We start from the raw sequence: 26,708 nt of genomic DNA on the forward strand, positions 1-26,708 counted from the left end.
TCGGGATTAATGTATGTGTAATCCGGATTCTGATGCCTTCATCATGCAAATAGCAAATACTATTTCGGGATAAGGACATGCGGCAGCTATGATGTAGCGATGCCGGGCGCACACCGGCCCCATATCGGGACAGACGTTTTGGCTTGGATCCGCGGCAGTCGGGAGATCGGGAGAACAGGGCGCGCGTTGTGGCGGGCAGTGGCCTGGGTGCTGGCTGCCGCACTCGCGGGCGCGATGCCGGCGCGCGCGGCAGATCCGCTGCGTATCGGCTCCAAGCGCTTCACCGAGTCGTACATCCTTGGCGAACTGCTGACCCAGGCCGCGGGGCCGCCCGGCGCCGCGCAGCACCAGCCAGGGCTGGGCAATACCGCGATCGTCTTCGAGGCGCTGAAGGCCGGCGGCATCGACCTCTATCCCGACTACACCGGCACGCTCGCCGCCGAAATCCTCAAACTGCCCCCGGGGGCCGGCCTCGATGCCATCCAGCGGGCACTGGCGCCGATGGGGCTGGGCGCGGCAATTCCGCTTGGTTTCGAGAACACCTACGCGCTGGCCGTGTCCGATGCCCGCGCCGGCGCGCTGCGCCGGCTGAGCGACCTCGCCGCGCAGCCGCAGTTCAGGCTCGGCCTGTCCCACGAGTTCCTGGGGCGCGCCGACGGCTGGCCGGGGCTGGCCAGCCGCTATGGACTGCCGCAACGCCCGGTCGGGCTGGACCATGGCGTCGCCTACGAGGCCTTGGCCGCGGGGCAGGTCGATGCCATCGACATCTATTCCACCGACGCCAAGATCCGCAAGTACAAGCTGCGCGTGCTGGAAGACGACCGGCACTACTTCCCGCGCTACGACGCAGTAGTGGTCTACCGCCTTGACGTACCGCAGCGCTTCCCGCAGGCCTGGCAGGCATTGGAGCGGCTGGCCGGGCGCGTCAGCGCCGACGACATGATCGCCATGAATGCGGCGGCGGAGATCGATGGCCAGTCATTCGATGCAATCGCGCGCGCGTTCCTGGCCGGCACTGCGGGGCAAAAGGCAACGCATGACGGTGCCGAACCGCGCAGCCGGCTGGCTGCCGCGCTGTTCGGGCCCGACACCACGCGCCTGGCGCGGCGCCATGTCGGCCTGGTGGCGGGGGCGGTCGGCGCGGCAACGCTGGTCGGCGTGCCGCTGGGGATGCTGGCGGCGCGGCGGCGGCGCACCGGACAGGCTGTGCTGGGCGTGGTCAACGTGCTGCAGACGGTGCCGTCGCTGGCGTTGCTGGCGATGCTGATCCCGCTGCTGGGCCGCATCGGCGTCTGGCCGGCCATGGTGGCGCTGTTTCTCTATGCCTTGCTGCCGATCGTGCGCAATACCGCGACCGGGCTGGAGCAGGTGCCGCAGGGCATGCGCGATGCGGGGCGGGCGCTCGGGCTGCGCGGCGGACAGGTGCTGCGCTATGTAGAGCTGCCGCTGGCCTTGCCGGTGCTGCTGGCCGGGGTCAAGACCGCGGCCATCATCAGCGTCGGCACGGCCACAATCGCGGCCTTTGTCGGCGCCGGTGGTTTCGGCGAGCGCATTGCCACCGGGCTGGCGCTCAACGACACAGCGCTGCTGCTGGCCGGCGCAATCCCGGCGGCCGTGCTGGCACTGGTGGTACAGGCAGCGTTCGAGACCCTGGAGTGGGCGCTGCGCCGCCATCGCGATGCGCGCTAGCTGCCTTGCTGCTGCGCGATGAGCCGGCCGAGGGTGGCTACCGCGGCCTCGGCCTCATCGCTCCACAGGTGCCCGTAGTTGAGCCGGATGCAGTTGCGGTAACCCTGCCGCGCCGAGAAGATCGGACCCGGCGCCAGCCCGATGCCTGCCTCCAGTGCGGCATGGTGCAATGCCAATGCATCGAAGCCGGGCGCAAACTCGACCCACAGGAAATACCCGCCCTCCGGCCGGGACACGCGCACATCTTCCGGGAAGTGCTGGCCGATGGCATCGATCATGCGCCCCTGCTGCATCTCCAGCACATGGCGCAGCTTGCGCAGGTGCTTGTCGTAGCCGCCGTGCTGCAGGTATTCGGCCAGCGCCACCTGCGTGGGCACACCGGCAGACAGCGTGGTCATCAGCTTGAGCCGCTGGATGGCTTCGCCAAAGCGGCCCGGCGCCACCCAGCCGATGCGGAAGCCCGGCGCCAGCGTCTTCGAGAACGAACTGCAGTGCATCACCAGCCCCTGCGTATCGAAGGCCTTGGCCGGCAGCGGGCAGCGGTTGCCGAAGTAGAGCTCGCCATAGACATCGTCCTCGATCAGCGGCACCTGGTGGCGCGCCAGCAAGGCCACCAGCGCCTTCTTCTTGTCTTCCGACATGCTGGCGCCGAGCGGATTCTGGAACTGCGTCATGAACCAGCACGCCTTGACCGGGTGCCGTGACAGTGCGGTGTCGAGCGCGCCCAGGTCGATGCCTTCGGCGGGGTCGACCGGGATCTCAACGGCCTTGAGCCGCAGCCGCTCCAGTGCCTGCAGCGAGGCATAGAAGCCGGGCGATTCGATTGCCACCACGTCGCCCGGCTGCGTCACCGCCATCAGGCACAGGTTGAGCGCCTCGAGCGCGCCGTTGGTGACGATCAGGTCCTCGGCCGGCTGCGGCGCGCCCGCGCCCAGGTAGCGCAGCGCGATCTGGCGGCGCAGCGCGGTATTGCCCGGCGGCAGGTCGTTGACCGAGTACCACGGGTCGAGCGCGCGGCCGGCGCGCGCCAGCGACTTGCCCAGCCGCTCCCACGGGAACAGCTCGGGCGAGGGAAAGGCCGAGCCGAACTGCACCAGCTCGCGGTCACGCGCGCCTTCCAGCACGGCGAAGACCAGCTTGGAGATGTCGACCTGCGTCGACACCTGGCGCGACGGCCGCGCCTGCGGCTGGGGCAGCTCGCGCCGCGCAGGTCCCGCCACGTAGTAGCCGGAGCGCTCGCGCGCCCGCACCAGCCCGCGCTCTTCCAGCCGGTAATAGGCCTGGAAGGCGGTCGAGGGGCTGACGCCATACTGGGCCACGGTCTTGCGGATCGACGGCAGGCGCGTGCCCGGCGGCAGGCTGCCGTTGCGGATATCGGCAGCCAGGGTCTCGGCAAGGGCTTCGTAGCGTTTCATGGCGGGCGGGGGCGGGGCGGGTGAGCGCATTATCTCCCGGACAGGCAAACTGATACGTAAGATTCCCTGTTATCTGATGCTGTTATGGATGGCACGGACGGCCCATAATCGGCACTCGTACACAAAGGCGTTGTGCAAGGAGATGCCATGAACCCGTTGAGGCTGTTGCGGACCGTGCTGTGGGGCTTCTTTGGCCTGCGCCAGGGGCAGGAGCACCAGCGCGACCTGGACACCTTGCGCCCGGTACCGCTGATCCTGACTGGCGTGGCCGTGGCCGCCGGGCTGGTGGTGTGCCTGGTGCTTGCGGCAAACTGGGCGGTATCGGCTGCCTGACCTGAAACTGCTCCCATGCATTTCCTGCCCCAAGGACCTGGTATCGCCACAGCCCGTGCGCTGCGCAAGCTGGCCTGCCTGACGCTGGCGGTGCTGCTGCCCGTGGGCATGGCGCTGGCCGCCACCGACACGCAACAGATCGAACGCGGCCGCTACCTGGCGCGCATCGCCAACTGCGCCGCGTGCCATACCAGCGAAGGCGGCAAGCCGTTTGCCGGCGGGCTGCCGATCCGCACGGCGGTCGGCACGGTTCATTCGACCAATATCACGCCCGATGCCGGCAGCGGCATCGGCGCCTATACGCTGGCCGAGTTCGACCGCGCCTTGCGGCACGGCGTGGCGCGCGATGGCAAGCGGCTCTATCCGGCGATGCCGTATCCCTCGTACGCGCGCATGCGTGCCGAGGACGTGGCGGCGCTGTACGCCTACCTGCGTGCCGAGGTGGCGCCGGTCACGCAGCGCAACCCCGCGCCGCAGATGCGTTGGCCGTTCAGCATGCGCAGCCTGCTGGCCGCGTGGAACGTCCTGTTCGTCGATGACGACCCGGTCCGCACCGACCCCGCGCGCGGCGCAGCCTGGAACCGCGGTGCCTACCTGGTGCAGGCGGTGGCGCACTGTGGCGCCTGCCATACGCCGCGCGGCAACCTGTTCGCCGAGAAGGGGCTGGACGAGCGCAGCCGCCATTTCCTGTCCGGGGCGAGCGTGGAGGGCTGGTCCGCCACCAACCTGACCGGTGACCAGGTCACCGGCCTGGGCGCGTGGTCGCGCGCGGATATCGCCGAGTTCCTGCGCACCGGGCGCAACGGGCACGCGACCTCGTTCGGGCCGATGTCCACGGTGATCTCCACCGCCACCCAGTACATGAGCGCGCCCGACCTCGATGCCGTGGCCGCCTACCTGAAATCCCTGCCCGGCGCGCGCGGCGAGGACAAGCCGTTCCGGCATGATGCCGCCACCGCGCAGCAACTGCGGCAGGGCCGCTTCGATGTGCCCGGTGCGCGCCAGTACGCGGTGTTCTGCATGCCTTGCCACGGCGCCGACGGCAAGGGCTTTGCCCGCGTGTTCCCGCCGCTGGCCGGCAACCCCACCGTGGCCGATCCCGACCCGGCCTCGCTGGTGAACCTGCTGCTCGACGGCGCCGTGACCGCGCGCGTGGGCACCGCGCCGGCGGATTACCACATGCCCGGCTATGGCTGGACGCTGGACGACCAGGAACTGGCCAATGTGCTGACCTTTATCCGCGGCAGCTGGGGCAACCGCGCGGCGCCGGTGCCGGAAGCCGCCGTGGCGGCCCGGCGCAAAGAGCTGGCCGCGCAGCACCCGGCCGCGGCAGGCGACGCATCCCGATGAGCACCCGATGACGATTACGCGCAGAGACTTCCTCAACGGAACCGCCCTGACCATTGCCGCCGGCCTTGCGCCGGTGCAGTTGCTGCACGCGCAGCAGGGCGGGGCAGGCGTGGCGTATCCGCCCGCGCTGACCGGTCTGCGCGGCAACCATGCCGGCACCTACACGCTGGCGCACAGCCTGGCGCGCGAGGGCGCGAAATACCCGGTCGTGCTGGCGCGCGAGGCTTTCGACCTGGTGGTGGTCGGCGGCGGCCTGAGCGGCCTGGCGGCGGCGTGGTTCTACCGGCGCCGTTTCGGCGCCAACCGGCGCATCCTGATCCTGGACAACCACGACGACTTCGGCGGTCATGCCAAGCGCAACGAGTTCACGGTGCGCGGCAAGCGGCTGGTGACCTATGGCGGCAGTGCAGAAATGCCGGCAGGCGCTGCCAGCGACGCCGCGGTGCGCGAACTGCTGGCGGGGATCGGGCTCGATGCCACGCGCCCGCCTGGCACTGTGCCTGCGGATCCCTATGCCGCGCTCGGCATGGGCCGCGCCGTGTTCTTCGATGCCGAGCATTTCGGGCGCGACCAGTGGGTGGCTGGCGATCCGTTCGGCGAGCTGATCGATGTTCGCAGCGGGCAGCAGGCCGGTGCCCCGGACGCGGCTGCCCTGTCGCGCTTCCTGGACAACACGCCTTTGCCTGTGGCGGACCGCGCCGCGCTGGCGCGGCTGGCCGCCGGCACCACCGATTACCTGCCGGCGCTGTCCGGCACCGAGCGCGCGGCAGCGCTGCGCTCCATGCGTTACGCCAGCTTCCTGCGTGACAAGGCCGGCATCGGCCTGGCCGGGCAGCGCTTCCTGCGCAGCCGCAGCAACGATGCCTATGCGCTCGATGCCGATGGGATTTCGGTTGCCGACGCCATCGCCATCGGCCTGCCTGCAGGCGCCAACATGCCCGCGCCGGCGGGCAATGCGCGGCTTGGCAAGTCGCCGGCATCGCGCCTGTGGTTTCCGGATGGCAATGCCTCGCTGGCACGGCTGCTGGTGCAGAGCCTGATCCCGGGCGTGGCGTCGATCGCCCGGCCGGCCGATGTGGTGTCGGCCGCGTTCGACTACAGCCGGCTGGACCGCGACGGGCAGCCGGTGCGCCTGCGCCTGAACAGCACCGCGATCGCGGTCGAGCCCGACGGCAATATCACGCGCGTGACCTACGGGTTCAGCGGCAACCTGCATCGCGTCGAGGCGCGCCACGTGGTGCTGGCCGGCTACAACATGATGATCCCGTACCTGCTGCCGTCGCTGCCGGCCAAGCAGAAAGAGGTGCTGCACAACGAGGCCAAGGCGCCGCTGGTCTATACCAAGGTGGCGCTCGACCACTGGCAGGCGTTCGCCGCGCTGCGCACGCGCCGCATCCACGCGCCGGCCATGGCCTATACCGACCTGTGGCTGGAACCGCCGGCGGGCAGGCAGCCCTCCGATCCGGCCGTGCTGCACATGCTCTATATGCCGACCGTGCCTGACAGCGGCATGCAGGCGCGCGACCGCTTCCGCGCGGGCCGCGCCTTGCTGCTGGGCACGCCGTTCGACACGCTGGAGCGCGACATCCGCGCGCAGCTTGACCGCATGCTCGGGCACAAGGGCTTTGCTTCGAAGGACGTGATCCGCGGCATCACCGTCAACCGCTGGGCGCATGGCTACAGCTATATGCCCGACAGCCTGGCCGCTGAGAACGTGACGCCCGACGCGGTGTGGCCCGGGCTGGCCGGCGTCGGCAATATCAGCATCGCCAACAGCGACAATGCCGGCAGCCCTTCGCTGACCGCGGCGGTGGGACAGGGGAAGCGGGCAGTCGAGCGGCTGCCCGGGTAGCAGGGCTTCAGCCTTCGCGCGGCGGCGTCAGCGCATCGATCTCGGCGTCCTTGGCTTCCCACTGGCGTGCCAGCCAGTTGTGGAATTCCGTGCGGAAGGCCTTGTCGCTGCCGTAGTCGGCCTCGCAGAAGGCCGGCGGCACCGGCAACTGCCGCATGCGCACCAGCACCGGGCCGGCGCGTCCGCAGGCCAGGTCCCAGAAGCCTGGCGCGCCTTCCGGGTACACGATGGTGACGTCGAGCAGGGAGCGGAACTTGTTGCCCATCGCATTCAGCGCCACCGCCAGCCCGCCGGCCTTGGGCTTGAGCAGATGGCGGTACGGTGAGTCCTGGGCCGCGCGCTTGGCCTCGGTGAAGCGGGTACCTTCGGCAAACACCATCACGCTGGTCGGCACCAGCGAAAACTTCGCGCAGGCGCGCTTGGCCGTTTCCTGGTCCTGGCGCCGCAACGCCGGATTGCGCCGCAGCTGCGCCTTGCCGTGTCGCTTCATGAACGGAAAGTCCAGCGCCCACCACGCCAGCCCGATAACCGGCACATAGATCAGCTGCTGCTTCAGGAAAAACTTCAGCAGCGGGATGCGCCGGTTCAGCGAGCGCTGCAGCACGAAGATATCGGCCCACGACTGGTGGTTGCAGTTGACCAGGTACCAGTCGGCATAGCGCAGTCCCTCATTGCCCTGGACGTCCCACGGCTCATGCTGGATCCACGCGAACCAGCCGGTGTTGCCGGAGATCCAGGCGGTGGCGATGCCGTTGAGCATCGGATCGATGCGCCGCCTGGCGGGGGCAAACGGCAGCACCAGCTTGAGCAGCGCGAGCGGAAACAGCAGCGCGCACCAGAACAGCGTGCTGGCAATCAGAAGCGTCCAGCTCAGGATACCAGTCAGCCACGCGAAACGGCCCCGCGGCACAAGAGCCGGGCGGCGTGCAGCCACGGAGGGGGGCGGGGGCTTGGGTTGGCCCGCATCAGCGGCGACGGGCGGAGGAGAGGGCAGTGTGGTCATGGGCGCCAGTGTGCAGGCTTGTAATGGATCGGGGCTTGAGCCTGATCAACGCGGACGTTGGTGCGTGGATCCCTCAAGTTGACGCTGCTACCCCGTTCGGGTTACCGCAGCAGGCTTAATACAGCCTACCAAATGTTTCACTGGTGCGCAGATTGCCGGTTCCCGAGAATGCAACAAAAATCCTACAAAGGAGATCACTGTGCGAGTTCCGGGACCAGGCATGCAGCACGGTGCCATCATCAAGCGGCGACGCAACCACGCCCTGCGGCCGATTGCCGCGCTGATCGCTTACTGGCTTGCGCCGGCCGGAACCATGGCCCTGGCAACGCTCGAAGTCCGCGCACAGACCGCCTGCGGCACGATTGCCAGCGGCACTTATACGGCACTGTCCTGTACGCCTGCATCGGGCAACGCCGAGATGGAGACCGTGTCAGGCACCACCTTCAATACGAACACAGGCGCGAGCCTGCGCGCGCTCGCGAGGGGGGCGAATGCCTCGGTGACCCTGACCGGGACCACCATCACGAATACCACCGCCACGGCTGCCAGTGGCGTGGCGTCACAAGTCATCACCAACCCGGGCGATGCCAGCGTGACGTTCAATGGCGGCACCAGCGCCATCACGATGCAAGGGGCCGGCATGGACGGTGTTGCCGTCACCAACAGCACGGCCGGCGGGTCGGCTATCACCGTCAATGCGGGCACGACGCTGAACCTCAACAACCTGGTTGGCGGCAACGAGCGCGACGGGTTCGATATCAATGCCACCGGGGGCGGCAACGCCAGTGCAGGACAAGCCGCGCAGCGGCTGGCTGCGCGCAGTGGGCAAGTGGGAGGGCAGCCGCAGCAAGGACGGCAACTTCCGCACCCGCACCGACAGCTTCCTGCTGCACGGCGGTGCCGAGCTGGCCAGGTGGCGTGTCGCCAGCGAGACCGACCGCCTGCATGTCGGCGTAACGGGCAGCTATGGCAACGCCAGCACCGACGCGGATGCCGCCGGCAACCCCACGCGGGCCAGGGGCAAAGTGGAAGGGTGGGCTGCGGGTGTCTACGGCGCCTGGTACCAGAACGACGAGAACAAGCTGGGCGCCTATGTCGATGCCTGGTTCCAGTATGGCTGGTTCACCAACCGCGTTGAAGGCGACCAGTTGCCGACGGTGCGATACCACGCGCAGGGACTAGGGCTGTCGGGGGAAGTCGGCTATGCCATCCCACTGCCGCGCGACTGGGTGATCGAGCCGCAGGCGCAGCTCATCTATGTCAACTACAGCGAGGACGACATTGCCGAGCCCAACGGCACGCGCGTCAGCGGGGCGGATTCCAGCGGGATCATCGCGCGGCTGGGCGTACGCACGCATCGGACCTTCGTGCGCGAGGACGGCCGCAAACTGCAGCCGTATGCGACGGTGAACTGGTGGTATTCCGATACCGACACCAATATCTCGTTCAACCAGTTGCCGATCGGCGGGCTGTATCCGCATAACCGCTTCGAACTGAAGCTGGGGCTGAACGCCGATCTCGGCAAGCGCTGGACCGGCTGGACCAATGTGTCGGGTTCCTGGGGCCAGCAATCCTTTTACCAGTACGCGCTGAGGGCAGGGGTGAAGTACACGTGGTGAGCGGGCTCACCGCGCGCGCGGCCATCAGAACACGACAGTCGCTGTCCCCATGAACGTGTTCGTGCTCTTCAGGCGGTTCTTGCCGGCAACGGTCGGCACCCAGCGCAAGCCCAGCGACAGCAGGCTCTTCGCGCCGATCTTGGTGTCGTAGGTGACGATCGGGCCCACCGCCCAGTCATGGCCGCGGAAGCCGTTCAGGCGGTCGGCCAGCGGGCCGCTGTCGTCGCCGAGCTGCTGCGTCGTGCCCGCGATCAACCCGAGGCCCGCGCCGTTGGCAAAGCGCTTGAGCAGCATGGTGTCGAGCGTGAACAGCGGTGCGTTCTGGTAGTCGGTGGCGTTGTTGCGGGTGTAGAACTGGACCCCGGCGACGGCATCGAACTCGAGCCCGTGTTCGGGGAACAGCTTGGTGTAGGCCACTTGCGGAATAAACGTCCAGTTGTTCAGGCTGGCGTTGGCCAGTGCGTTGGGATCGTACTTGCCGGTCGGCGCCCACACATTCAGGCTCAGAGCCACATGCTCGGTCTTTGAGAAATGGTAGCCCGCGATGATCGGCGCGAAGGTGATGTCGAACAGGTTCGATGCAGTGTCCTGGGTGCTGGCGCCCCGGCCGCCGGCGCTGATGTTGGCCGTGACCTTGGTCCAGACATAGGGCAGCGTGAAGCTGGAGGCAAAGTTCCAGGGGCCGGTATCGGTGTCCCATACCTTCATCACCGTTGCCAGGGTGAACGCGACCTTGCCGTCCACGCCCAGCGCCGTCTTGCCTGCGATGGGCACGTTTCGGCTGCCGCCGATCGAGCCATCCAGGTAGATCTCGCCGACATTCACGATGAGCGCGGGTTCCGGCGACACGATCCCTACATTGGGGAGCACGCTGGTGCCGGTCACGGGTCGCCCCAGGGCGCCTTCAGTCGCGTTCGCACCTGCACAGGCAAAGAGGAAGGAAGCAGCAATGGCCAGCCGGTTTGCGATGGTCGTTGACATATTCAAGGAACAAGGAATGCAAGGCCGGCCAGGCGCTTGCCGGAATGCCGGCCTCTGGCGCATGCCTGCCCGCGCCAGCTATAGTGAAATTACACAGTAAGGCAATGCCCCACCCTCATATTTTCGTGACATTGCATACTACCAGCAAAGACCCCTGTCACTGCCAGCGCGCAAGCCGACGAAAATCTTCATCACGGCATCGCAAATATTTACTTCACAGGCCTTGAGGCGGTCTGCGATGATGGAAGCGCCATATTCAATCGGCGGGCGTTACCAATTTCATTCAGGGCAACGATTCCAAATGAATTCAGTCATGCAGGGATTAAGGCTTGCTGCGGGCAGCGTGGCAGCAACATTGCCGGCGCTTGCCTGTGCGGCAGGGCCCTCGACGGATGACATGAATGCGTCAAATAATCCGCTGAGCCCGACCATTACCCTGAATCTGCAGGACCAGTACGTGGGACGCTATTACGGACTCGGCGACGAGGACGGAAACAGCGTCCTGCTGCGCGGCACCATTCCGCACAAGCTGTTCGGGTTGCCGCAGATCGTCCGGTTCACGATGCCCGTCGTCACCACGCCGAATGTCGCGCCGGATGGCAGCAAGACCGGACTGGGCGACCTGAACCTGTTCAACCTGGTGTTGCTCAAGGGCCTGGGCATGGAATGGGGCATTGGCCCCCAACTCACCATTCCCACGGCATCGCGCGACCAGACCGGCACCGGGAAATGGCAGGCCGGCCTGGCCGGCGTGGGTATTTCCCCGCAGAAATGGGGCATGATCGGCGGGCTCGTGACCTGGCAGCATTCATTTGCCGGGGAAAGCGACCGGCCCACCCAGGACAACCTGACCGCGCAGCCGTTCGTGATCTATAACCTGCCGCAAGGCAGGTACCTGCGCAGCACCGCAACCTGGAATTTCGACCTCAAGCGTGGGAATTACTACATCCCCCTCGGTATCGGCGCGGGCAAGATCTGGAAAATCGGCAAGGAAATCTACAACCTGTTTGCCGAGCCGCAATGGACGGTGGGGCACGAGGGAGTCGGGGTGCCCAAATTCCAGGTGTTCATGGGCTTGAATATCCAGTTCCCGCTGTAGCCATAAGCAGGGACTTTCATAACTTGCTGATGACCCGCTCCCAGGCAAGCCAGCGCATTGCATCGCTGCTAAGCGCACTGGCCTTGCTCTGGTGCGACGCCGCGTTCGGCCAGGCTGAAGCGCCGGCTGAAAAGAAACCGCTGTCGTTCTTCGATCCTGAGGACGGCAAGCTGGACATGAGCGACTTCCTGCTCAATCACAAGGGCGCGCTGCCGGTGCCGGTCGTTATCACGGAACCAGCCGTTGGCTACGGCGGCGGGCTGGGGCTGATGTTCTTCTCGGAATCCATGGCGGATGCGGCGGCCAGCGCCAAGGCCAGTGGAAAGGGGCCCGCACCGCCGAACATTACAGCCATCGGCGGTGCGTATACGGAAAACGGCACCTGGGGCGCAGGCGTGGCGCACTTCCACACGTGGGACGGCGACCGCTACCGTTATCTTGGGGGCATCGCCAAGGTCAATGCAAACCTGGACTACTTCGGCTTGCTGAACCAGCCCCGTGCCTACGAACTCAGAGGCGTGGCATTGGTGCAGCAACTGCTCGTGCGGGTTGCCGATACGCGTTGGTACGTGGGGCCGCGCTACGTGTATTTCGATTCGACCGCGACCTTCAAGGTTGGCGATGCGGGTGAACTCGGCAGCTTCGACAAGACCCAGCGCATCGGCAAGGCCGGGTTGGTGGTCGACTATGACTCGCGCGACAACATCTTCTATCCCAGCCGCGGCAGCTATGCCGAGCTGGAGGCGCAGTTCGCGCGCGGCGGCTTCGGCAGCACGCAGTCATTCAATATGTATAACGCGCGCGGCTTCACCTGGCTGCCGGCTGGCGCGCCCCGTGATCCTGGGGCTGCGCGCCGATACGCGCTTTTCCACCGGCGACGTGCCGTTCTACGCGCAGCCGTTCGTGGACCTGCGCGGGGTACAGAAGGGGCGCTGCCAGGACCGCAATGCGCTGGCGGCAGAAATGGAGCTGCGCTGGGACGTGACGCCGCGCTGGTCGCTGCTGGGCTTCACCGGCCTGGGCAAGGCATATGGGCGCTGGCATGATTTTTCCGATGCATCGACCATCTACAGCGTAGGCGCGGGCTTTCGCTACATGATTGCGCGCAAGCTGGGGGTGTCGATCGGTCTCGATGTGGCCCACAGCAAGGGCCAGAACGCCTTCTATATCCAGGTGGGGAGCGCATGGCACTGAGTTGCGAGGTCCGCTCGATGTGCCGGTAGGCTGTCCGGGCGCCCACGCGCCCAACCTGCTCGCTACGCTATGGCAATCAAGAAGATCAAGGACAGGCGGGGCATGATGGCCAGGCTGTCCGCCTCCGATGAGACGTCCAGCCGGAACTACCTGCGCGAAGCGGTGCTGCTGTGCGAAACGCATCTGGCCGGGCTGCCGGATGTCTCCAAGCCTTACTTCGGCGGGCACTTCGTCTGGCAAAACCGCGTTCACTACTATGTGGCAGGCCAGGAGAACGGCGGCCGCAGCCGCTTGATCGAGGTGTTCGTGATCGACGCTGGCGAAAACCTGGAGCCGCTGCACGCCTTTCAGTATCCGCCACCGCTGGCAGCGCTGTTTCCGGCGGACTACGGCATCCTCAATGAGGGTGAGGAAGATCCGGCGGCCCTGACGAAGATGGTGCCAAGGGCAGATAGCGAGCGATGAGCAGGGCGCCAGTGGCAGTGCGCGCAAGAAAAACTTAATTCACTTGGCCCCCGAACGAGAAAAAGCTGACTTCTGATAACCGTAGCCATCTGAGATCATGGTTTGCGCTGAATCAGCATGATTTGTATACAAAGAGGCGGAGTGAATGAGCGGACGACGTAAAGGCAGCAATCCCGGCGCGGGCGCGGGGCGTTCCGGCTCGGTTGCGCTTGCCGCGGGACGGCGCAGCGGGCAGAGGGCACTGATCCTGGTGCTGCTGGGTCTCGGGGTCGCAGCAGGCCTCGGCGCCAGCTACTGGTACATGAAGGGGCGGACGCCAACGGCGCCCGCCATCGTCATCGGCGATGGCAAGCGCGGACCCGCTGGCATGGTGCGCGTGCCCGGCGGTGAGTTCCTGATGGGCAGCGACAGCAAGATGGCGCAGCCCAACGAAAAGCCGGCCCACAAGGTGCGCGTGCACGCCTTCTGGATGGACCAGCACCACGTCACCAACGCGGAATTCCGCAAGTTCGTCGAAGCCACGGGCTACGTCTCGACCGCGGAACGGGCACCTGACTGGGAAACCCTGCGGGTCCAGCTGCCGCCCGGCACGCCGCGCCCGCCCGACAGCGCCATGGTGGCCGGCGGCATGGTCTTCGTGGGCACGCCGCGGCCGGTGCCGCTGCAGGACTACTCGCGCTGGTGGCGTTATGTGCCCGGTGCCGACTGGCGCCATCCGACCGGCCCTGGCAGCTCGATCGAAGGCAAGGACAACCACCCGGTGGTCCAGGTCTCGTATGAAGACGCGCAGGCCTACGCCAAGTGGGCCGGCAAGCGCCTGCCCACCGAGGCGGAATGGGAGTTTGCCGCGCGCGGCGGGCTGGAGCAGGCCAACTATGCCTGGGGCGAGCAGTTCGCCCCCGACGGCAAGCAGATGGCCAATGTCTGGCAGGGCCAGCAGAACCAGCCGTTCCCGGTGGTCAGCCCCAAGGCGGGCGGGGCGCTCGGCACCAGCCCGGTTGGCACTTTCCCGCCCAACGGCTATGGCCTGGCCGACATGACCGGCAATGCCTGGCAGTGGGTGTCCGACTGGTATCGGGCCGACCAGTTCCGGCGCGAGGCCGGCAAGGCCCAGCCGATCGAAAACCCGGTCGGCCCGATGGCCTCGTGGGATCCGGCCGAGCCCGGCGTCCCGGTGAATGCGCCCAAGCGCGTCACGCGCGGCGGCTCCTTCCTCTGCAACGAGGATTTCTGCCTCAGTTACCGCCCCAGCGCGCGGCGCGGGACCGACCCGTACAACAGCATGTCGCACCTCGGTTTCCGGCTGGTGATGGACGAGGGCCGCTGGGCGGAACGGCAACGGCAGGCGCCGGTGGCCTTGGCCGGCCAGTCCGGGCAGGCGGCTCGATAGCGCTGCGCCCGCGCGAACCAAAGCACAACGACGAGCACGACAGCACGCGACAGGAGTGAACCATATGGACATCGCTGCCACCCGCGGATTCCTAGCCAGCCCCTCGCGCAGGGCCATTGCCGCGCTGGTGCTGGCCGGCCTTGCGCTTGCGGGCTGTTCGACGCCCGCCACGGCGCCCGAGTCTCAGGCCGCCGTCACCCAGGCGGCGCAGCCGGCCGCGCAGGCTTTGGCGTCGTGGCGCGACGGTGCGGCACGGCAGGCACTGCTGAAGTTTGTTGCCGACGTGACGCGCAAGGGCTCGCCGACATTCGTGCCGCCCGAGGAGCGCGTCGCAGTGTTCGACAACGACGGCACGCTGTGGAGCGAGCAGCCGCTGTACTTCCAGTTCTTCTTCCTGCTCGACCAGATCCGCGCCGCCGCGCCGCAACACCCGGAGTGGCGCAACAACCCCGCCTTCAAGGCGCTGATGGCCAACGACATGGAGGGCCTGATGCGCAACGAGAAGCAGCTGGCCGGCCTGGTCGTCACGGCCAACAGCGGCATGACCACGGACGAGTATGACCGCACCATCCGCGACTGGCTGGCGAAATCGCGGCATCCCAGGTTCAACCGGCCCTATACCGAGCTGGTCTATCAACCGCAGCTGGAACTGCTGTCCTACCTGCGCGCCAACGGCTTCAGGACCTACATCGTCTCCGGCGGCACCATCGAGTTCATGCGCCCCTGGAGCCAGGCTGTCTATGGCATTCCGCCCGAGCAGGTGATCGGCTCCTCGCAGGCCGTGCGCTACCTGGTGCGCGACGGCAGGCCGGTGCTGGTGCGCGACCCCAAGCTGGAATTCGTGGATGACGGGCCGGGCAAGCCGGTCGGCATCTACCGCCATATCGGCCGCCGGCCGATCCTCGCCGTGGGCAACTCCGACGGCGACCTGCAGATGCTGGAGTACACCACCGGCGGCGACGGTCCGCGCATGGGCGTGCTGGTGCATCACGACGATGCCGAGCGCGAGTTCGCCTATGACCGCCAGTCAAAGGTGGGCAAGCTCGACAAGGCACTGGACGCTGCCCGCGCCAAGGGCTGGACGGTGGTCAGCATGAAGCAGGACTGGCAGCAGGTTTACCCCACGGCTGGTGCGAAGTAGGCAGAAGAGGGAGCCGGCATGCCAGGCGTGCCGGACGCAGGTTGAAGCTGTTTGACTATCGGGAGCAGCAATGCAACGAATGACAGAGTCCACCCCGGCAAGGCGCGGCGCGCGCTTTGCCATGGCCGCAATGGCGATCGCCATCGCGGCGATCGCCGGCTGCAAGAAGGCAGACGAGCCCAAACAGCAGGCGCCTGCCGCGCAGCAGCCGGCGACCCCGGCCCCGGCTGCGGCGGCGCCGGACACGTCCGCGACGCCGGCACAGCCGCCGGCGCAGTCCAACCTGCCGGTTGCACCTGAAGCCGCTTCCGCGCCAGTGGCTGTCAATACGTCGGGCAAGAAGCCCAACATCCTGGTGATCTTCGGCGACGACATCGGCCAGACCAACATCAGCGCCTACAGCATGGGCGTGGTGGGCCATCGCACGCCGAACATCGACCGCATCGCCCGTGAGGGGATGATCTTCACCGACTACTACGCCGAGAACAGCTGCACGGCGGGCCGCTCGTCGTTCATCACGGGCCAGTCGCCGCTGCGCACCGGCCTGTCGAAGGTAGGCGCGCCGGGGGCGACCGTGGGCTTGCAAGCCCGCGATGTGACCATTGCCGAGGCCCTCAAGCCGCTCGGCTACGCCACCGGCCAGTTCGGCAAGAACCACCTGGGCGACCGCGACGAGTACCTGCCGACCAAGCACGGTTTCGACGAATTCTACGGCAACCTCTATCACCTGAATGCCGAAGAAGAACCGCAGCGCCCGTACTGGCCGAAGGACAAGAACGATCCATTCGTGAAGAACTTCTCGCCGCGCGGCGTGCTGCACTCCACGGCCGACGGCAAGATCGAGGATACCGGTGCACTGACTACCAAGCGCATGGAGACCATCGACGACGAGACCACCGACGCGGCGCAGAAGTTCATTACCAAGCAGGTCCAGGCCGACAAGCCGTTCTTTGTCTGGATGAACACAACCCGCATGCACGCGTTCACCCATGTGCGTCAGTCCATGCAGGGCCAGAGCGGCATGCCCGGCAACGATTACGCCGACGGCATGATCGAGCACGACGGCGACGTCGGCAAGCTGCTCAAGACGCTCGATGACCTGAAGATCGCGGACAACACCATCGTCATCTACACCACCGACAACGGCCCCAACCAGTGGTCCTGGCCTGATGCGGCAAGCACGCCGTTCCGCAGCGAGAAAAACACCAACTGGGAAGGCGCGTTCCGCGTACCGGCGATGATCCGCTGGCCGGGCAAGATCAAGGCGGGCACCGTCAGCAACGAGATGTTCTCCGGGCTTGACTGGTTCCCGACGCTGCTGGCTGCCGTTGGCGACGGCGATATCAAGGAGCGGCTGCTAAAGGGTACGTCGCTTGGCAGCAAGAACGCCAAGGTACACCTCGACGGCTACAACCAGTTGGCGTACCTGACGGGGCAGACCAACAAGGGCGCGCGCAAGGAGTTCTATTACTTCAACGACGACGGCGTGCTCGTGGCGATGCGCTATGACGACTGGAAGGTCGTCTTCTGCGAGCAGACTACACCGGGCGGGTTCCAGGTCTGGCAGGATCCGTTCAAGTGCCTGCGGGTGCCGAAGATCTTCAACCTGCGCATGGATCCGTATGAACGCGCAGACATCGTTTCTGACCAGTACAACGACTGGCTGGGCAAGAACGCGTACCTGACCGAGATCGGGACGATGAAGGCTGCGGCGTTCCTCCAGACCTTCGTCAACTACCCGCCGAGCCAGCGCCCGGCCAGCTTCAGCATCGACCAGGTGCGCGAGCAGGTCGACAAGAAGATTGAAGAATCGATGAAGAAGAAGTAATGCAGTCAGTCATCAGCGCCGTCCGCCTGTGACGGCAGTTGAAACCGGCGAAGGCCCGCGTACGCGCGGGCCTTCGCGCCAACGGTCCAGTTCATGATCGAATCTCATGCCGCCCCGGGCGGCCATGGTGGCAAGGACGGGCGCCGGGCGCGCTCCGTGAAGACCGAATATTCCGCATCCGCCTTGGCGCTGCGGGGCAACACGGCCGACCAGACGTGGCTTTGGGCGGCCGTGTTGCTGTTCATATCCGGCACGGCCGGACTGGTTTACCAGATCGTCTGGATCCGCCAGCTGTCGCTGGTGGTGGGCGTCGACGTGCACGCGGTCACCACCGCGGTCAGCGCCTTTTTTGGCGGGCTGGCCCTGGGCGGCTGGCTGTTCGGCCGCGTGGCCGACCGCCACGGCAATCCGCTGCGCCTGTATGCGTGGCTCGAAATCGGCGTCCTGGTGCTGGGCATCGGCGCCACCGTGGCGCTGGCGCATGCGGCAGCGCCGTTCGCCTGGCTGGAGCAGCGCACCGGATGGCTGGCGTGGGCCTTGCCCTTTGTGCTGGTGATCCTGCCTGCAGCCGCCATGGGCGGCACCTTGCCGGTGCTGATGCGCGTGCTGACGCCAGGTGCCGGCCGTGTGGGCGTGCATGGCGGGCGGCTGTATGCCGCCAATACGGCCGGCGCCATCGCCGGCACGCTGCTGGCTGGATTCGTGCTGGTGCCGCTGCTGGGCATCCTGGGCAGTGCGGTCACGGCAGGCATGCTCAATGGCGCCGCGGCGCTGGTGGCCTGGCTGCTGGCTGCGCGCACGCAAGCTGCGGCCGAGCCGGTTGCCGCCGCTGCCGGGCAAGGCGCCGCTGCCGGCGGCGATGCCGCCAACGGCCGGCTGGCGCTGGTGCTGTATGCCGCTGCCGGCGGCATTGCCCTCGGCTACGAAGTGGTCTGGTCGCAGGCCATCGTGCAGTTCCTCAGCACGCGTACCTTCGCCTTTACCGTGGTGTTGGCAACGTACCTTGCCGGCCTGGCTATCGGCAGCGCGCTGGCTGCGCGCCATGCCGACCGGGTGCGCGACCCCTGGGGCGCCTTCGGCCTGCTGGTGACGGGGGCGGGGCTGGTGGCGTTGCTTGAATTCGTGTTGCTGGGCGAATGGCTGCTGCGTGCGCAGGGCAGCCTGTCCGCCTGGGTGCAGGGGCTGACGTCCAGCCCGCTGGTGGCGGCCTGTGCCAGCTTTGCGCTGGCGGCGCTGTCGGTCGTGTTCGTGCCCACGCTGTTGCTGGGCGCGGCGTTCCCCTTCGTGCTGCGCGTGAGCGTCGATAGCCGGCACGTCGGCGCCGGCGTCGGCAGCGTGGTGGCGCTCAATACTCTGGGCGGCATCGCCGGCACGGCGCTGGCCGGCTTTGTGCTGGTGCCATACCTGGGGCTGGTGCATACGCTGTCTCTGCTGGCAGTGACCGCTGGCGTGGTCGGCGTGGTGGCGGTGGCGCTGGGTAGTGGTGTGCGCCGCGTAGCGCGCTGGGCGGTGCCGATGGTCAGTGTGCTGGCCGTGATCGCCGCCGCGCTGGCGCCTGCGGACCGGCTCGCCACGCTGCTGGCGCGCGCCCGCGGCGGCGACCTGGTGTTCTACGAGGAGGGCCGCGGCGCGACCGTGGCCGTGGTGGAGCAGACCTCGTCCAGCAACCGCTTCCGACGCCTGTATATCCAGGGCGTCTCCAATTCGGGCGATGCCATGACCTCGCAGCGCTATATGCGGCTGCAGGCGCTGCTGCCGTTGATCGTGCACAACGGCACGCCCAAATCCACCCTGGTCATCGGCCTTGGCACCGGTATCACGGCCGGCGCCACGCTGGCCTGGCCTGGCCTTGAACACCGCGTGGTGGCGGAACTGCTGCCGCCGGTGGCGCGCGCCGTGCCCAACTTCGAGGGCAATTTCGGCGTGGCCACCGACAAGCGCATGGACATCCGCCTGCGCGACGGCCGCCGTGAACTGCTGCAAAGCACGCAGCAGTACGACCTGATCACCCTGGAGCCGCCGCCTCCGTCGGCGGCTGGCGTGGTCAACCTGTATTCGACCGATTTCTACCGCCTCGCGGCAGCGCGGCTGCAACCCGGCGGGCTGGTGGCGCAGTGGCTGCCGCTGCCGACGCAGAACGACGAAGACACCCGCATGCTGGTGCGCAGCTTCCTGGACGTGTTCCCGCACGCCATGCTGTGGACCACCGAGCTGCACGAGATGATGCTGGTGGGTTCGCTGTCGCCGCTGGCGCTGGATGCCGCGCGCATCCGCACGCGCTTTGAACAGCCGGGAGTTGCTGCCGCGCTGCAGGCCGTGGGCGTGCGCTCGCCGGCGGCGCTGATGGCGACCTGGGTCACCGACCGCGCCGGCCTGGACTGGTATGCGGCCGATGCGCCGGCCGTCACCGATGACCGCCCGCGCATCGAATACGCCGGCTGGGTCCGCCGCGACGCCTTCCCGGAAACCTTGTCCAGGCTGCTGTCGCTGCAAAGCGAACCCCCGCTGGCGGGCGCCGATGACGCATTCTGGAGCGACTTGCGCCGCGAGCGCGAAGTGCTGCACACCTTCTACCGCGCCGGCCTCGATGCCTACCGCGGTGACCGCGAAGCCTGGGCAAGCCATATCACGCAGGCCATGCGCGCCGATCCCGACAATCCCTACTACGCCTGGTTCGTCGGCGGCCAGTCAGCTCGCCCCGCCCGCCGCGCACCTGCTGAACCAAGGAACACGCCATGAGCGCACGCGACGACGTCCTGGCCCTGCAGCAGCGCATGGGCGAATCGATTGTGGGGCAGCAGCGCATGATCGAACGCTTGCTGCTTGGCCTGTTGGCCGATGGCCACCTGCTGGTGGAAGGGTTGCCGGGGCTGGCCAAGACGCGGGCCATCAAGATGCTGGCGCGCAACCTGGATGCGCGGCTGTCGCGGATCCAGTTCACGCCGGACCTGCTGCCCGCCGACATCACGGGTTCAGAGGTGTACTTCACCGAAGGCGGCAAGGGCGAGTTCCGATTCCAGGCCGGCCCGGTGTTCGCCAACCTGGTGCTGGCGGACGAGGTCAACCGCTCGCCGGCCAAGGTGCAGGCGGCTCTGCTGGAAGCCATGGAGGAGCGCCAGGTCACCGTCGGCGGCACCACCCACAAGCTGGAGCCGCTGTTCCTGGTGATGGCCACGCAGAACCCGATCGAGCAGGAGGGCACCTATCCGCTGCCCGAGGCCCAGATGGATCGCTTCCTGATGCATGTCAGCGTGGGCTATCCCGAGGCGGACGCCGAGGCCGACATCGTCAAGCTGGCCCGCGAGGAAGAGGCCGGCGGCGGGGCGGGGGGTGGGGCGCAGGCAGTGCGGCTGGCGCCCGAAGCGATCTTCGCCGCGCGGGCGGAGATCCATGGCATCCATGTCAGCGATGCGGTGGAGCGCTACATCGTGACGCTGGTGCAAGCCACGCGCGCTCCCAAGCCCGTGGACGACGACCTCGACAAGTGGATCCAGATCGGCGTGAGCCCGCGCGGCTCGATCGGGCTGGACAAGGTGGCGCGCGCGCACGCCTGGCTGCATGGGCGCGATTTCGTCACGCCCGAGGATGTGCAGGCGGTGGTGCACGACGTGTTCCGCCACCGGCTGATCCTGTCGTACGAGGCGCATGCGGCCGGCATCGGTGCCGATGCCGCAATCGACCGCCTGGTGCAGCGGGTGGCGGTGGCTTGACGGCGCGCGAGGGCTAGCCGATGCGTCTGCCGTTCCGTGCCATGGCCCGCGCCGCGCCATCTGCGGTGCAGGCGCCGGCTGCCGCGACCGTTGCCGGCGTCAGCGTGGACGCGGCGGCGCTGGCCGCGCTGGAAGTGGCCGCGCGCGACTTCCACTTCCTGCCGCGCCAGCCGGTGCACAGCGTGCTGGCCGGCCGCCACGCTTCCAAGGTTCGCGGACGCGGACTGACCTTCGAGGAACTGCGCCTGTACCTGCCCGGCGACGATATCCGCAGCATGGACTGGCGCGTGACCGCGCGCACCGGCAAGCCGCACGTGCGCGTCTACACCGAGGAAAAGGACCGTCCCGTGCTGCTGGTGGTGGACCAGCGCATCAATATGTTCTTCGGCAGCCGGCGCGCGATGAAGTCGGTCAGCGCGGCCGAGGCGGCAGCGCTGGCCGCCTGGCGCGTGCTGGCCGAAGGCGACCGCGTCGGCGGCGTGGTGTTCGGCGATGCGAAGGCCGAGGAGTTCACCCCGCGCCGCAGCCGCGAAGCCGTGCAGCAGCTGCTGGGCGCCATCGCGCGCTTCAACCAGGCCTTGCGCGCCGATGCGCCGGCGCGGCGCGCCGCGGGGCAGCTGAACGCGGCGCTGGAGCGCGCCGCGTGCATGGCGCGCCATGACTGCCTGGTTATCGTCATCAGCGATTTCGACGGCCATGACGATCGCACCCGCGACCTGATGCTGGAAATGGCGGCGCGCAACGACGTGCTGACCATCCTGGTCCACGATCCCTTCCTGAGCGAGTTGCCGGAGTCCGGCCAACTGGTGGTCAGCGACGGCGAACTGCAGGTGGAGCTGGGCTTCGGCCACGCGGCCACGCGGCGCAGCATTGCGGAGTTTGTCGATACGCACGCCAAGGCGCTGCTGGACTGGCACCACGCCATCGGCGTGCCGCTGCTGCCGCTGTCGGCGGCAGAGGAAACGGCGCTGCAGCTGCGCCGGCTGCTGGGCCGCCCGCTGCAGCAGACGCCGGTGCGGCAACGCGCAGGAGCGGCGCGATGAGCCTCACGCACAGCACCGCAGCGGGCGTCGAAGACAGCACGGGCGTGGCTACGCTGGCCACCCTTGCCGACGTAGCCGTGCCGCCGCCCCCATCCTGGGCGCCGCAGACCATCGGCTGGCCGATCGCCGGCGCCTTGCTGCTGCTGGCCCTGGCCTGGGCAGGCTGGCGCGCGTGGCGGCGCTACCGCGCCAACCGCTACCGGCGCGAGGCGCTGGCCGAACTGGCAGGACTGCCGCTGGGCGCTGACCCCGCGCACCGCGTCGCCGCGCTGCGGCAGATGGCGGCGCTGCTCAAGCGCACGGCGCTGGCCGCGTGGCCGCGCGCCCAGGTTGCCAGCCTGGCCGGCGCCGGCTGGGCCGAATTCCTGCAGGCACACGCCGGGCGCGCACAAGATGCCGCGCCGCTGCTGGCTGCGCTGGTGCAGGACGCCGAATACCGCGACGACGCGGTGCTGGCGCAATGGCCCGAGACGCAGGTGCAGGCGGTGGCCGGCGCGTGCCGGCGCTGGATCGCGGAGCACCATGTACCAGTTTGAATACCCCTGGCTCTTCGTGCTGCTGCCGCTGCCGTTGCTGCTGTGGTGGTGGCTGCCGCCGTACCGCGAGGAAAGCCCGTCGGTGCGCCTGCCGTTCTTTGGCGAGGTGGCCAGCGCCGCCGGCCTGACCCCGGCCACCGGGGCCGTGGTGTCGCGCCGCAACCGGCTGCAATGGGTGCTGGCGCCGCTGGCGTGGGCGCTGGTGGTGACGGCGCTGGCGCGGCCGCAGTTCCTGGAGGCACCGATCCAGAAGGTGCAGCCGGCGCGCGACCTGCTGATCGCGCTGGACCTGTCGCAGTCGATGGACACACGCGACTTCCGCGACCCGTCCGGCGCGCTGATCCCGCGCGTGCAGGCGGTGCGGCAGGTGGTGAGCGGTTTTGTCGCCAGGCGCCCGGGCGACCGCATCGGCCTGATCGTGTTTGGCGACGCGCCGTACCCGCTGGCACCGTTCACGCTGGATCACCAGTTGGTGCAGACGCTGATCACCGGCCTGCTGCCGGGCATGGCCGGGCCGAGCACGGCGCTGGGCGATGCCATCGGGCTCGGCATCAAGATGTTCGAGCACAGCGAAGCGCCCGAGAAAGTGCTGATCGTGCTGACCGACGGCAACGACACCGCCAGCCGGATGCCGCCCGAGCGCGCGGGGGGGATCGCCAAGGAGCGCAAGGTGGTGGTACATACCATCGGCATCGGCGATCCCAATGCTTCGGGCGAGGAGAAGGTCGATCTCGGCGTACTGCAGCGGCTGGCCGCGCAGACCGGGGGGCGCTACTTCTTCGGCGCCGACCAGGGCGGGCTGGAGACCATCTACGCGACGCTGGACCGGATCACGCCGCACAACCAGAAGACCTTGTCATGGCGGCCGCGGCGCGAGCTGTTCATGTGGCCGCTGGGGGCGGCGCTGGCGCTGGTGCTGGCGTACCAGCTGCTGATGTTCGGCTACTCGGCGTGGTTGTCGCGCCGGCGTGGCACGGCCAAAGGAGCTGACGAGATCGCGAATGCCGCCGGGGAGGGGCGCTGATGCAGGCCCTCGACACGCTTGCGCACTTCCATTTCCTGCGCCCGTGGTGGCTGCTGGTGCTGGTGCCGGCCGCGCTGCTGGTGTGGGCGGTGCAGCGCCGCGGCGATGTGCGGCGGCGCTGGCGCCAGACCATCGCGCCGCACCTGCTCGACGCGCTGGTGATCGGCGAACGCCGCCGCGTGGCGCTGCGCCCGGTGCACCTGACCGCGCTGCTGCTGGCACTCGGCGCCATCGCGCTGGCAGGGCCGAGCTGGCGGCAGGAGCGCCCGCCGTTCCTGGATGACAAGGCACCGCTGGCGATCGCCGTGGACCTGTCGCGCACCATGGACGCGGTGGACGTCACGCCCACGCGGCTGGAGCGCGCCAAGCTCAAGATCAAGGCGCTGCTGGCGCGCCGCGACGGCGGCCGCACTGCGATCTATGCCTATGCCGGCTCCACTCACCTGGTGCTGCCGCTGACGGACGACACCAACCTGCTGCAGACCTTTGTCGATGCGCTGCAGACCCGCATCATGCCGGTGCCGGGGCGCGACATGGCACAGGCGCTGCGCACCATCGACGCCGACCTGGCGCGTGAGCCGGTGCCCGGCACCATCCTGTTCCTGACCGACGGCGTGGACCCCGCCGCCGCCAGGGCCTTCCGCGCGCAGGCGGACAGCGGCCGCAGCCAGCCGGTGGTGCTGGCCATCGGCACGGAACAGGGCGGGCCGCTGCGCAATGCAGCGGGCGGCTATGTCGAACAGGACGGCGCACGTGTGTTCGCGCGGCTGGATGTGGCGGCGTTCAAGCGCTTCGGCGACGACAGCGGCACACCGCTCGCCACCTTCACGCCCGGCAGCGACGACGACGTGGCGTGGGTGCAGCGCCATGTGCAGTCGCACCTCGAACAGATGCAGGCTGGCGACCGCACGCGCTGGAAGGATGAAGGCTGGTGGCTGGTGCTGCCGGTCACGCTGCTGGCCATGCTGTGGTTCCGCAAGGGCTGGACCGTGCGCTGGACCGCCGGCCTGCTGCTGGCGCTGGCGTTCGCTGCGCCGCAGCCGGGCTTGCGCGCACAGCAGGCCGATGGCGCGCGCCCGTGGCGTTTTGCCGACCTGTGGCTGACGCATGACCAGCAAGGCCGCCGCGCCTTCGAGCAGCGCGACTTCGCGCGCGCCGCGACCCTGTTCGACGATGCGATGTGGCGCGGCGTCGCCCAGTATCGCGCCGGCCAGTACGCGCAGGCGGTGCAGAGCTTCGCGCTGGTCGATTCACCGCAGGCCGACTACAACCAGGGCAATGCGCTGGCGCGGCAGGGCCAGTACCAGCAAGCCGCCGCGCGCTACCGTCAGGCGCTCAGGCGCCAGCCGCAATGGCCGGCGGCCACGGCCAACCTGGCGCTGATGGAAAAGCTGCTGGCGCAGCAGAAGCCAAAAGACAAGCCAGACCCCGACGACCAGGAAGAGCCCCCCGACGTGCCGCCGGATGAAATCAAGTACGACGCCGCGAAGCCGCCGGAGCAGGGCGGCCAGTCCATGCATATCGGCCTGACGCAGGACGCCGAGATGTGGATGCGCGCGATCCAGACCACGCCGACCGACCTGTTGCAGCGCAAGTTCGCGCTGCAGCGCGGGCAGGCCGCACCGCAGCAGGGGCAGCGATGAGCGGCCGCGCCGTGTGTCAGCGCGGGTGGCTGCGGCGGCTTGCGCCGCTGGTCATCTTGCTGATGGCGGCGTTGCTGCTGCCCTTGCTCGCGCGTGCCGCCGAGCCCATCGTGCGCGTGGAAGTGGGCGCGAAGCAGCCGGTGCTGGTCGGCCAGCAGATCAGCATCGACGTCACTATCCTGGCGCCCAACTTCTTCATGTCGGCGCCGGCCTTCCCGGTGCTCCAGGTGCCGGGCGCCGTCGTCACCATGCCTGACCAGCGCGCGTTGAACTCGACCGAAATCATCGATGGGGTTGGCTACGCCGGCATCCGCAAGACCTATGCCTTCACCGCCGAGCAGGATGGCGACTTCGAGCTGCCATCCGCGACCGTGCGCTTCACTTATGCGGGCGACGACGGCGCGTCGCGCGAGGGCAGCGTGACCTTCCCGCCCACGCGGATCCGCGCGGGAGCCGGCGGCGCGGTGAAGGCCGGCGCCGGAATCGGACGGCCCTTGCTGCCGGTGGCCCGGCTCACCGTGACACAGGCGCTGGACCACGCCTCCGACGAAGGCACCGTGCGGCTGCGCGCGGGCGATGCCCTGGTGCGCACCGTCACCACCTTTGCGCCGCAGACCCAGGCCATGATGATCCATCCGCCGCACGCCGCGGCGCCGCGCGGGGTGCGTGTCTTCAGCGCCGATGCGCGGCTGCTGTCCGATCACGCCCAGGACGCGCCCGGGCCGGGCGGCACGCGCGTGGATGCCATCACCTACGTGTTCGAGCGGACCGGTACCTACACGCTGCCGGCGGTGACAGTGGATTGGGTCGATCCGGCCACACGCAAGCCGGCAAAGTCCGAAGCGCCCGCGATCAGGGTGGTAGTGGCTCCCGCGCGCGCGGGCAGCGCGCTGGCCCCGGGCGGTCCGTCTGCCGGCGCGCTGCCGGGCGAGGGCGGCTTGCCCTGGCGGACATTGCTGTGGGGGGCAGTGGGGCTGGTGGCTGTGCTGGCAGCCGGGCTGTCGTGGTGGCGTATGCGGCCGGCGCTGGCCCGGCTGCGCCAGCGGCTGGCCGAGCGCAAGCGCGCCCGCGCCGAAGGTGCCGACGCGCAGCTGGAAGCAACGCTGCAAGCCTGCCAGGCAGGCAGTGCCGCTGTCGCCAGCCAGGCGCTGGGGGCATGGACGCGCGCCGCCCACGGCACCACCCCCGCAGTGTGGGCAGAGTCGGTCGGCGATGCCGGCCTTGCCGATGCCGTGACCGACCTGCAACGCCATCTCTACGGCGCGATGCCGGCCCAGGCCGCCTGGAATGGCACCCCGTTGGCCCAGGGCCTGCGCCGCCATACTGCCAGGGCGCCGGTGCGACGGCACCGGCAAGCCATGCCCGCACTGCCTCCGCTCAATCCCTGACAATC

General features: G+C 68.3%; 21 protein-coding genes and 1 pseudogene. 18 read left to right on the forward strand and 4 right to left on the reverse strand.

Going from position 1 to position 26,708, the window contains the following annotated elements:
- Positions 1-207: 207 nt before the first annotated feature.
- The gene (locus tag AC3WQZ_RS04530) at positions 208-1,689 is read left to right on the forward strand and encodes a glycine betaine ABC transporter substrate-binding protein (protein WP_058697296.1); all 1,482 of its coding nucleotides are present in this window, start codon (positions 208-210) and stop codon (positions 1,687-1,689) included.
- Here AC3WQZ_RS04530 and AC3WQZ_RS04535 read toward each other — a convergent pair.
- Complete coding sequence (locus AC3WQZ_RS04535) at positions 1,686-3,104, reverse strand: aminotransferase-like domain-containing protein (RefSeq protein WP_010811551.1); 1,419 nt, start codon at positions 3,102-3,104, stop codon at positions 1,686-1,688. The two genes, AC3WQZ_RS04530 and AC3WQZ_RS04535, sit on opposite strands and share 4 nt — an antisense overlap.
- A 147-nt stretch (positions 3,105-3,251) precedes the next feature.
- On the opposite strand from AC3WQZ_RS04535, the gene AC3WQZ_RS04540 reads away from it, so the two are divergent.
- The 3 genes from AC3WQZ_RS04540 to AC3WQZ_RS04550 are packed head-to-tail and all read left to right on the forward strand — an operon-like array spanning position 3,252 to position 6,639.
- Complete coding sequence (locus AC3WQZ_RS04540) at positions 3,252-3,437, forward strand: DUF2970 domain-containing protein (RefSeq protein WP_010811552.1); 186 nt, start codon at positions 3,252-3,254, stop codon at positions 3,435-3,437.
- A 15-nt stretch (positions 3,438-3,452) separates the two neighbouring features.
- Positions 3,453-4,787, forward strand: a complete 1,335-nt coding sequence (locus AC3WQZ_RS04545) for a cytochrome c (protein ID WP_011615167.1) — start codon at positions 3,453-3,455, stop codon at positions 4,785-4,787.
- Between the two features lie 7 nt (positions 4,788-4,794).
- Positions 4,795-6,639 (forward strand): NAD(P)/FAD-dependent oxidoreductase, encoded by a 1,845-nt coding sequence (locus AC3WQZ_RS04550; protein ID WP_492300087.1) that lies wholly within the window; start codon positions 4,795-4,797, stop codon positions 6,637-6,639.
- 7 nt (positions 6,640-6,646) lie between these two features.
- Here the strand turns inward: AC3WQZ_RS04550 and yihG are convergent, their stop codons facing one another.
- Positions 6,647-7,549, reverse strand: coding sequence for a 1-acylglycerol-3-phosphate O-acyltransferase, YihG family (gene yihG / locus AC3WQZ_RS04555; protein ID WP_492296879.1), 903 nt, complete (start codon positions 7,547-7,549; stop codon positions 6,647-6,649).
- A 468-nt stretch (positions 7,550-8,017) separates the two neighbouring features.
- Positions 8,018-8,284, reverse strand: a complete 267-nt coding sequence (locus AC3WQZ_RS04560) for a hypothetical protein (protein ID WP_010811556.1) — start codon at positions 8,282-8,284, stop codon at positions 8,018-8,020.
- 143 nt (positions 8,285-8,427) lie between these two features.
- Between AC3WQZ_RS04560 and AC3WQZ_RS04565 the strand changes: the two genes are divergently transcribed.
- Positions 8,428-9,261 carry an autotransporter family protein gene (locus tag AC3WQZ_RS04565; RefSeq protein ID WP_010811557.1) on the forward strand — a complete coding sequence of 278 codons (834 nt, stop codon included), beginning with the start codon at positions 8,428-8,430 and terminating at the stop codon, positions 9,259-9,261.
- 24 nt (positions 9,262-9,285) lie between these two features.
- Here AC3WQZ_RS04565 and AC3WQZ_RS04570 read toward each other — a convergent pair whose 3' ends face one another.
- Positions 9,286-10,242 carry a SphA family protein gene (locus AC3WQZ_RS04570; RefSeq protein ID WP_037023789.1) on the reverse strand — a complete coding sequence of 319 codons (957 nt, stop codon included), beginning with the start codon at positions 10,240-10,242 and terminating at the stop codon, positions 9,286-9,288.
- Positions 10,243-10,480: 238 nt separating this feature from the next.
- Between AC3WQZ_RS04570 and AC3WQZ_RS04575 the strand changes: the two genes are divergently transcribed.
- The 13 genes and pseudogenes from AC3WQZ_RS04575 (at position 10,481) to AC3WQZ_RS04635 (ending at position 26,703) form a co-directional block, all read left to right on the forward strand.
- Positions 10,481-11,341 carry a hypothetical protein gene (locus tag AC3WQZ_RS04575; RefSeq protein WP_454749623.1) on the forward strand — a complete coding sequence of 287 codons (861 nt, stop codon included), beginning with the start codon at positions 10,481-10,483 and terminating at the stop codon, positions 11,339-11,341.
- Positions 11,342-11,370: 29 nt separating this feature from the next.
- Positions 11,371-12,535: pseudogene (locus tag AC3WQZ_RS04580) on the forward strand (BamA/TamA family outer membrane protein).
- Between the two features lie 69 nt (positions 12,536-12,604).
- Positions 12,605-13,000, forward strand: a complete 396-nt coding sequence (locus AC3WQZ_RS04585) for a hypothetical protein (protein WP_011615174.1) — start codon at positions 12,605-12,607, stop codon at positions 12,998-13,000.
- Positions 13,001-13,145: 145 nt separating this feature from the next.
- Positions 13,146-14,390, forward strand: a complete 1,245-nt coding sequence (locus AC3WQZ_RS04590; protein ID WP_058697262.1) for a formylglycine-generating enzyme family protein — start codon at positions 13,146-13,148, stop codon at positions 14,388-14,390.
- Between the two features lie 64 nt (positions 14,391-14,454).
- The gene (locus tag AC3WQZ_RS04595; RefSeq protein WP_492300089.1) at positions 14,455-15,531 is read left to right on the forward strand and encodes an HAD family hydrolase; all 1,077 of its coding nucleotides are present in this window, start codon (positions 14,455-14,457) and stop codon (positions 15,529-15,531) included.
- Between the two features lie 70 nt (positions 15,532-15,601).
- The gene (locus AC3WQZ_RS04600) at positions 15,602-17,359 is read left to right on the forward strand and encodes an arylsulfatase (protein WP_176844237.1); all 1,758 of its coding nucleotides are present in this window, start codon (positions 15,602-15,604) and stop codon (positions 17,357-17,359) included.
- 93 nt (positions 17,360-17,452) lie between these two features.
- Complete coding sequence (locus AC3WQZ_RS04605; protein ID WP_492300091.1) at positions 17,453-20,098, forward strand: fused MFS/spermidine synthase; 2,646 nt, start codon at positions 17,453-17,455, stop codon at positions 20,096-20,098.
- Positions 20,095-21,069 carry an AAA family ATPase gene (locus tag AC3WQZ_RS04610; protein WP_010811566.1) on the forward strand — a complete coding sequence of 325 codons (975 nt, stop codon included), beginning with the start codon at positions 20,095-20,097 and terminating at the stop codon, positions 21,067-21,069. The genes AC3WQZ_RS04605 and AC3WQZ_RS04610 overlap by 4 nt, the downstream gene beginning before the upstream one ends.
- Before the next feature lie 20 nt (positions 21,070-21,089).
- On the forward strand, positions 21,090-22,112 hold the full coding sequence (locus tag AC3WQZ_RS04615) for a DUF58 domain-containing protein (protein WP_492293468.1): 1,023 nt from the start codon (positions 21,090-21,092) through the stop codon (positions 22,110-22,112).
- Positions 22,109-22,648, forward strand: a complete 540-nt coding sequence (locus AC3WQZ_RS04620) for a DUF4381 domain-containing protein (protein WP_010811568.1) — start codon at positions 22,109-22,111, stop codon at positions 22,646-22,648. The genes AC3WQZ_RS04615 and AC3WQZ_RS04620 overlap by 4 nt, the downstream gene beginning before the upstream one ends.
- Complete coding sequence (locus AC3WQZ_RS04625; RefSeq protein WP_492300093.1) at positions 22,635-23,672, forward strand: vWA domain-containing protein; 1,038 nt, start codon at positions 22,635-22,637, stop codon at positions 23,670-23,672. The genes AC3WQZ_RS04620 and AC3WQZ_RS04625 overlap by 14 nt, the downstream gene beginning before the upstream one ends.
- Positions 23,672-25,315, forward strand: a complete 1,644-nt coding sequence (locus tag AC3WQZ_RS04630) for a VWA domain-containing protein (protein ID WP_010811570.1) — start codon at positions 23,672-23,674, stop codon at positions 25,313-25,315. Before AC3WQZ_RS04625 ends, AC3WQZ_RS04630 begins: the two co-directional genes overlap by 1 nt.
- Complete coding sequence (locus AC3WQZ_RS04635) at positions 25,312-26,703, forward strand: BatD family protein (RefSeq protein ID WP_492300095.1); 1,392 nt, start codon at positions 25,312-25,314, stop codon at positions 26,701-26,703. The genes AC3WQZ_RS04630 and AC3WQZ_RS04635 overlap by 4 nt, the downstream gene beginning before the upstream one ends.
- Positions 26,704-26,708: the final 5 nt, after the last annotated feature.

The organism is Cupriavidus sp. FW305-26 (assembly GCF_058787975.1).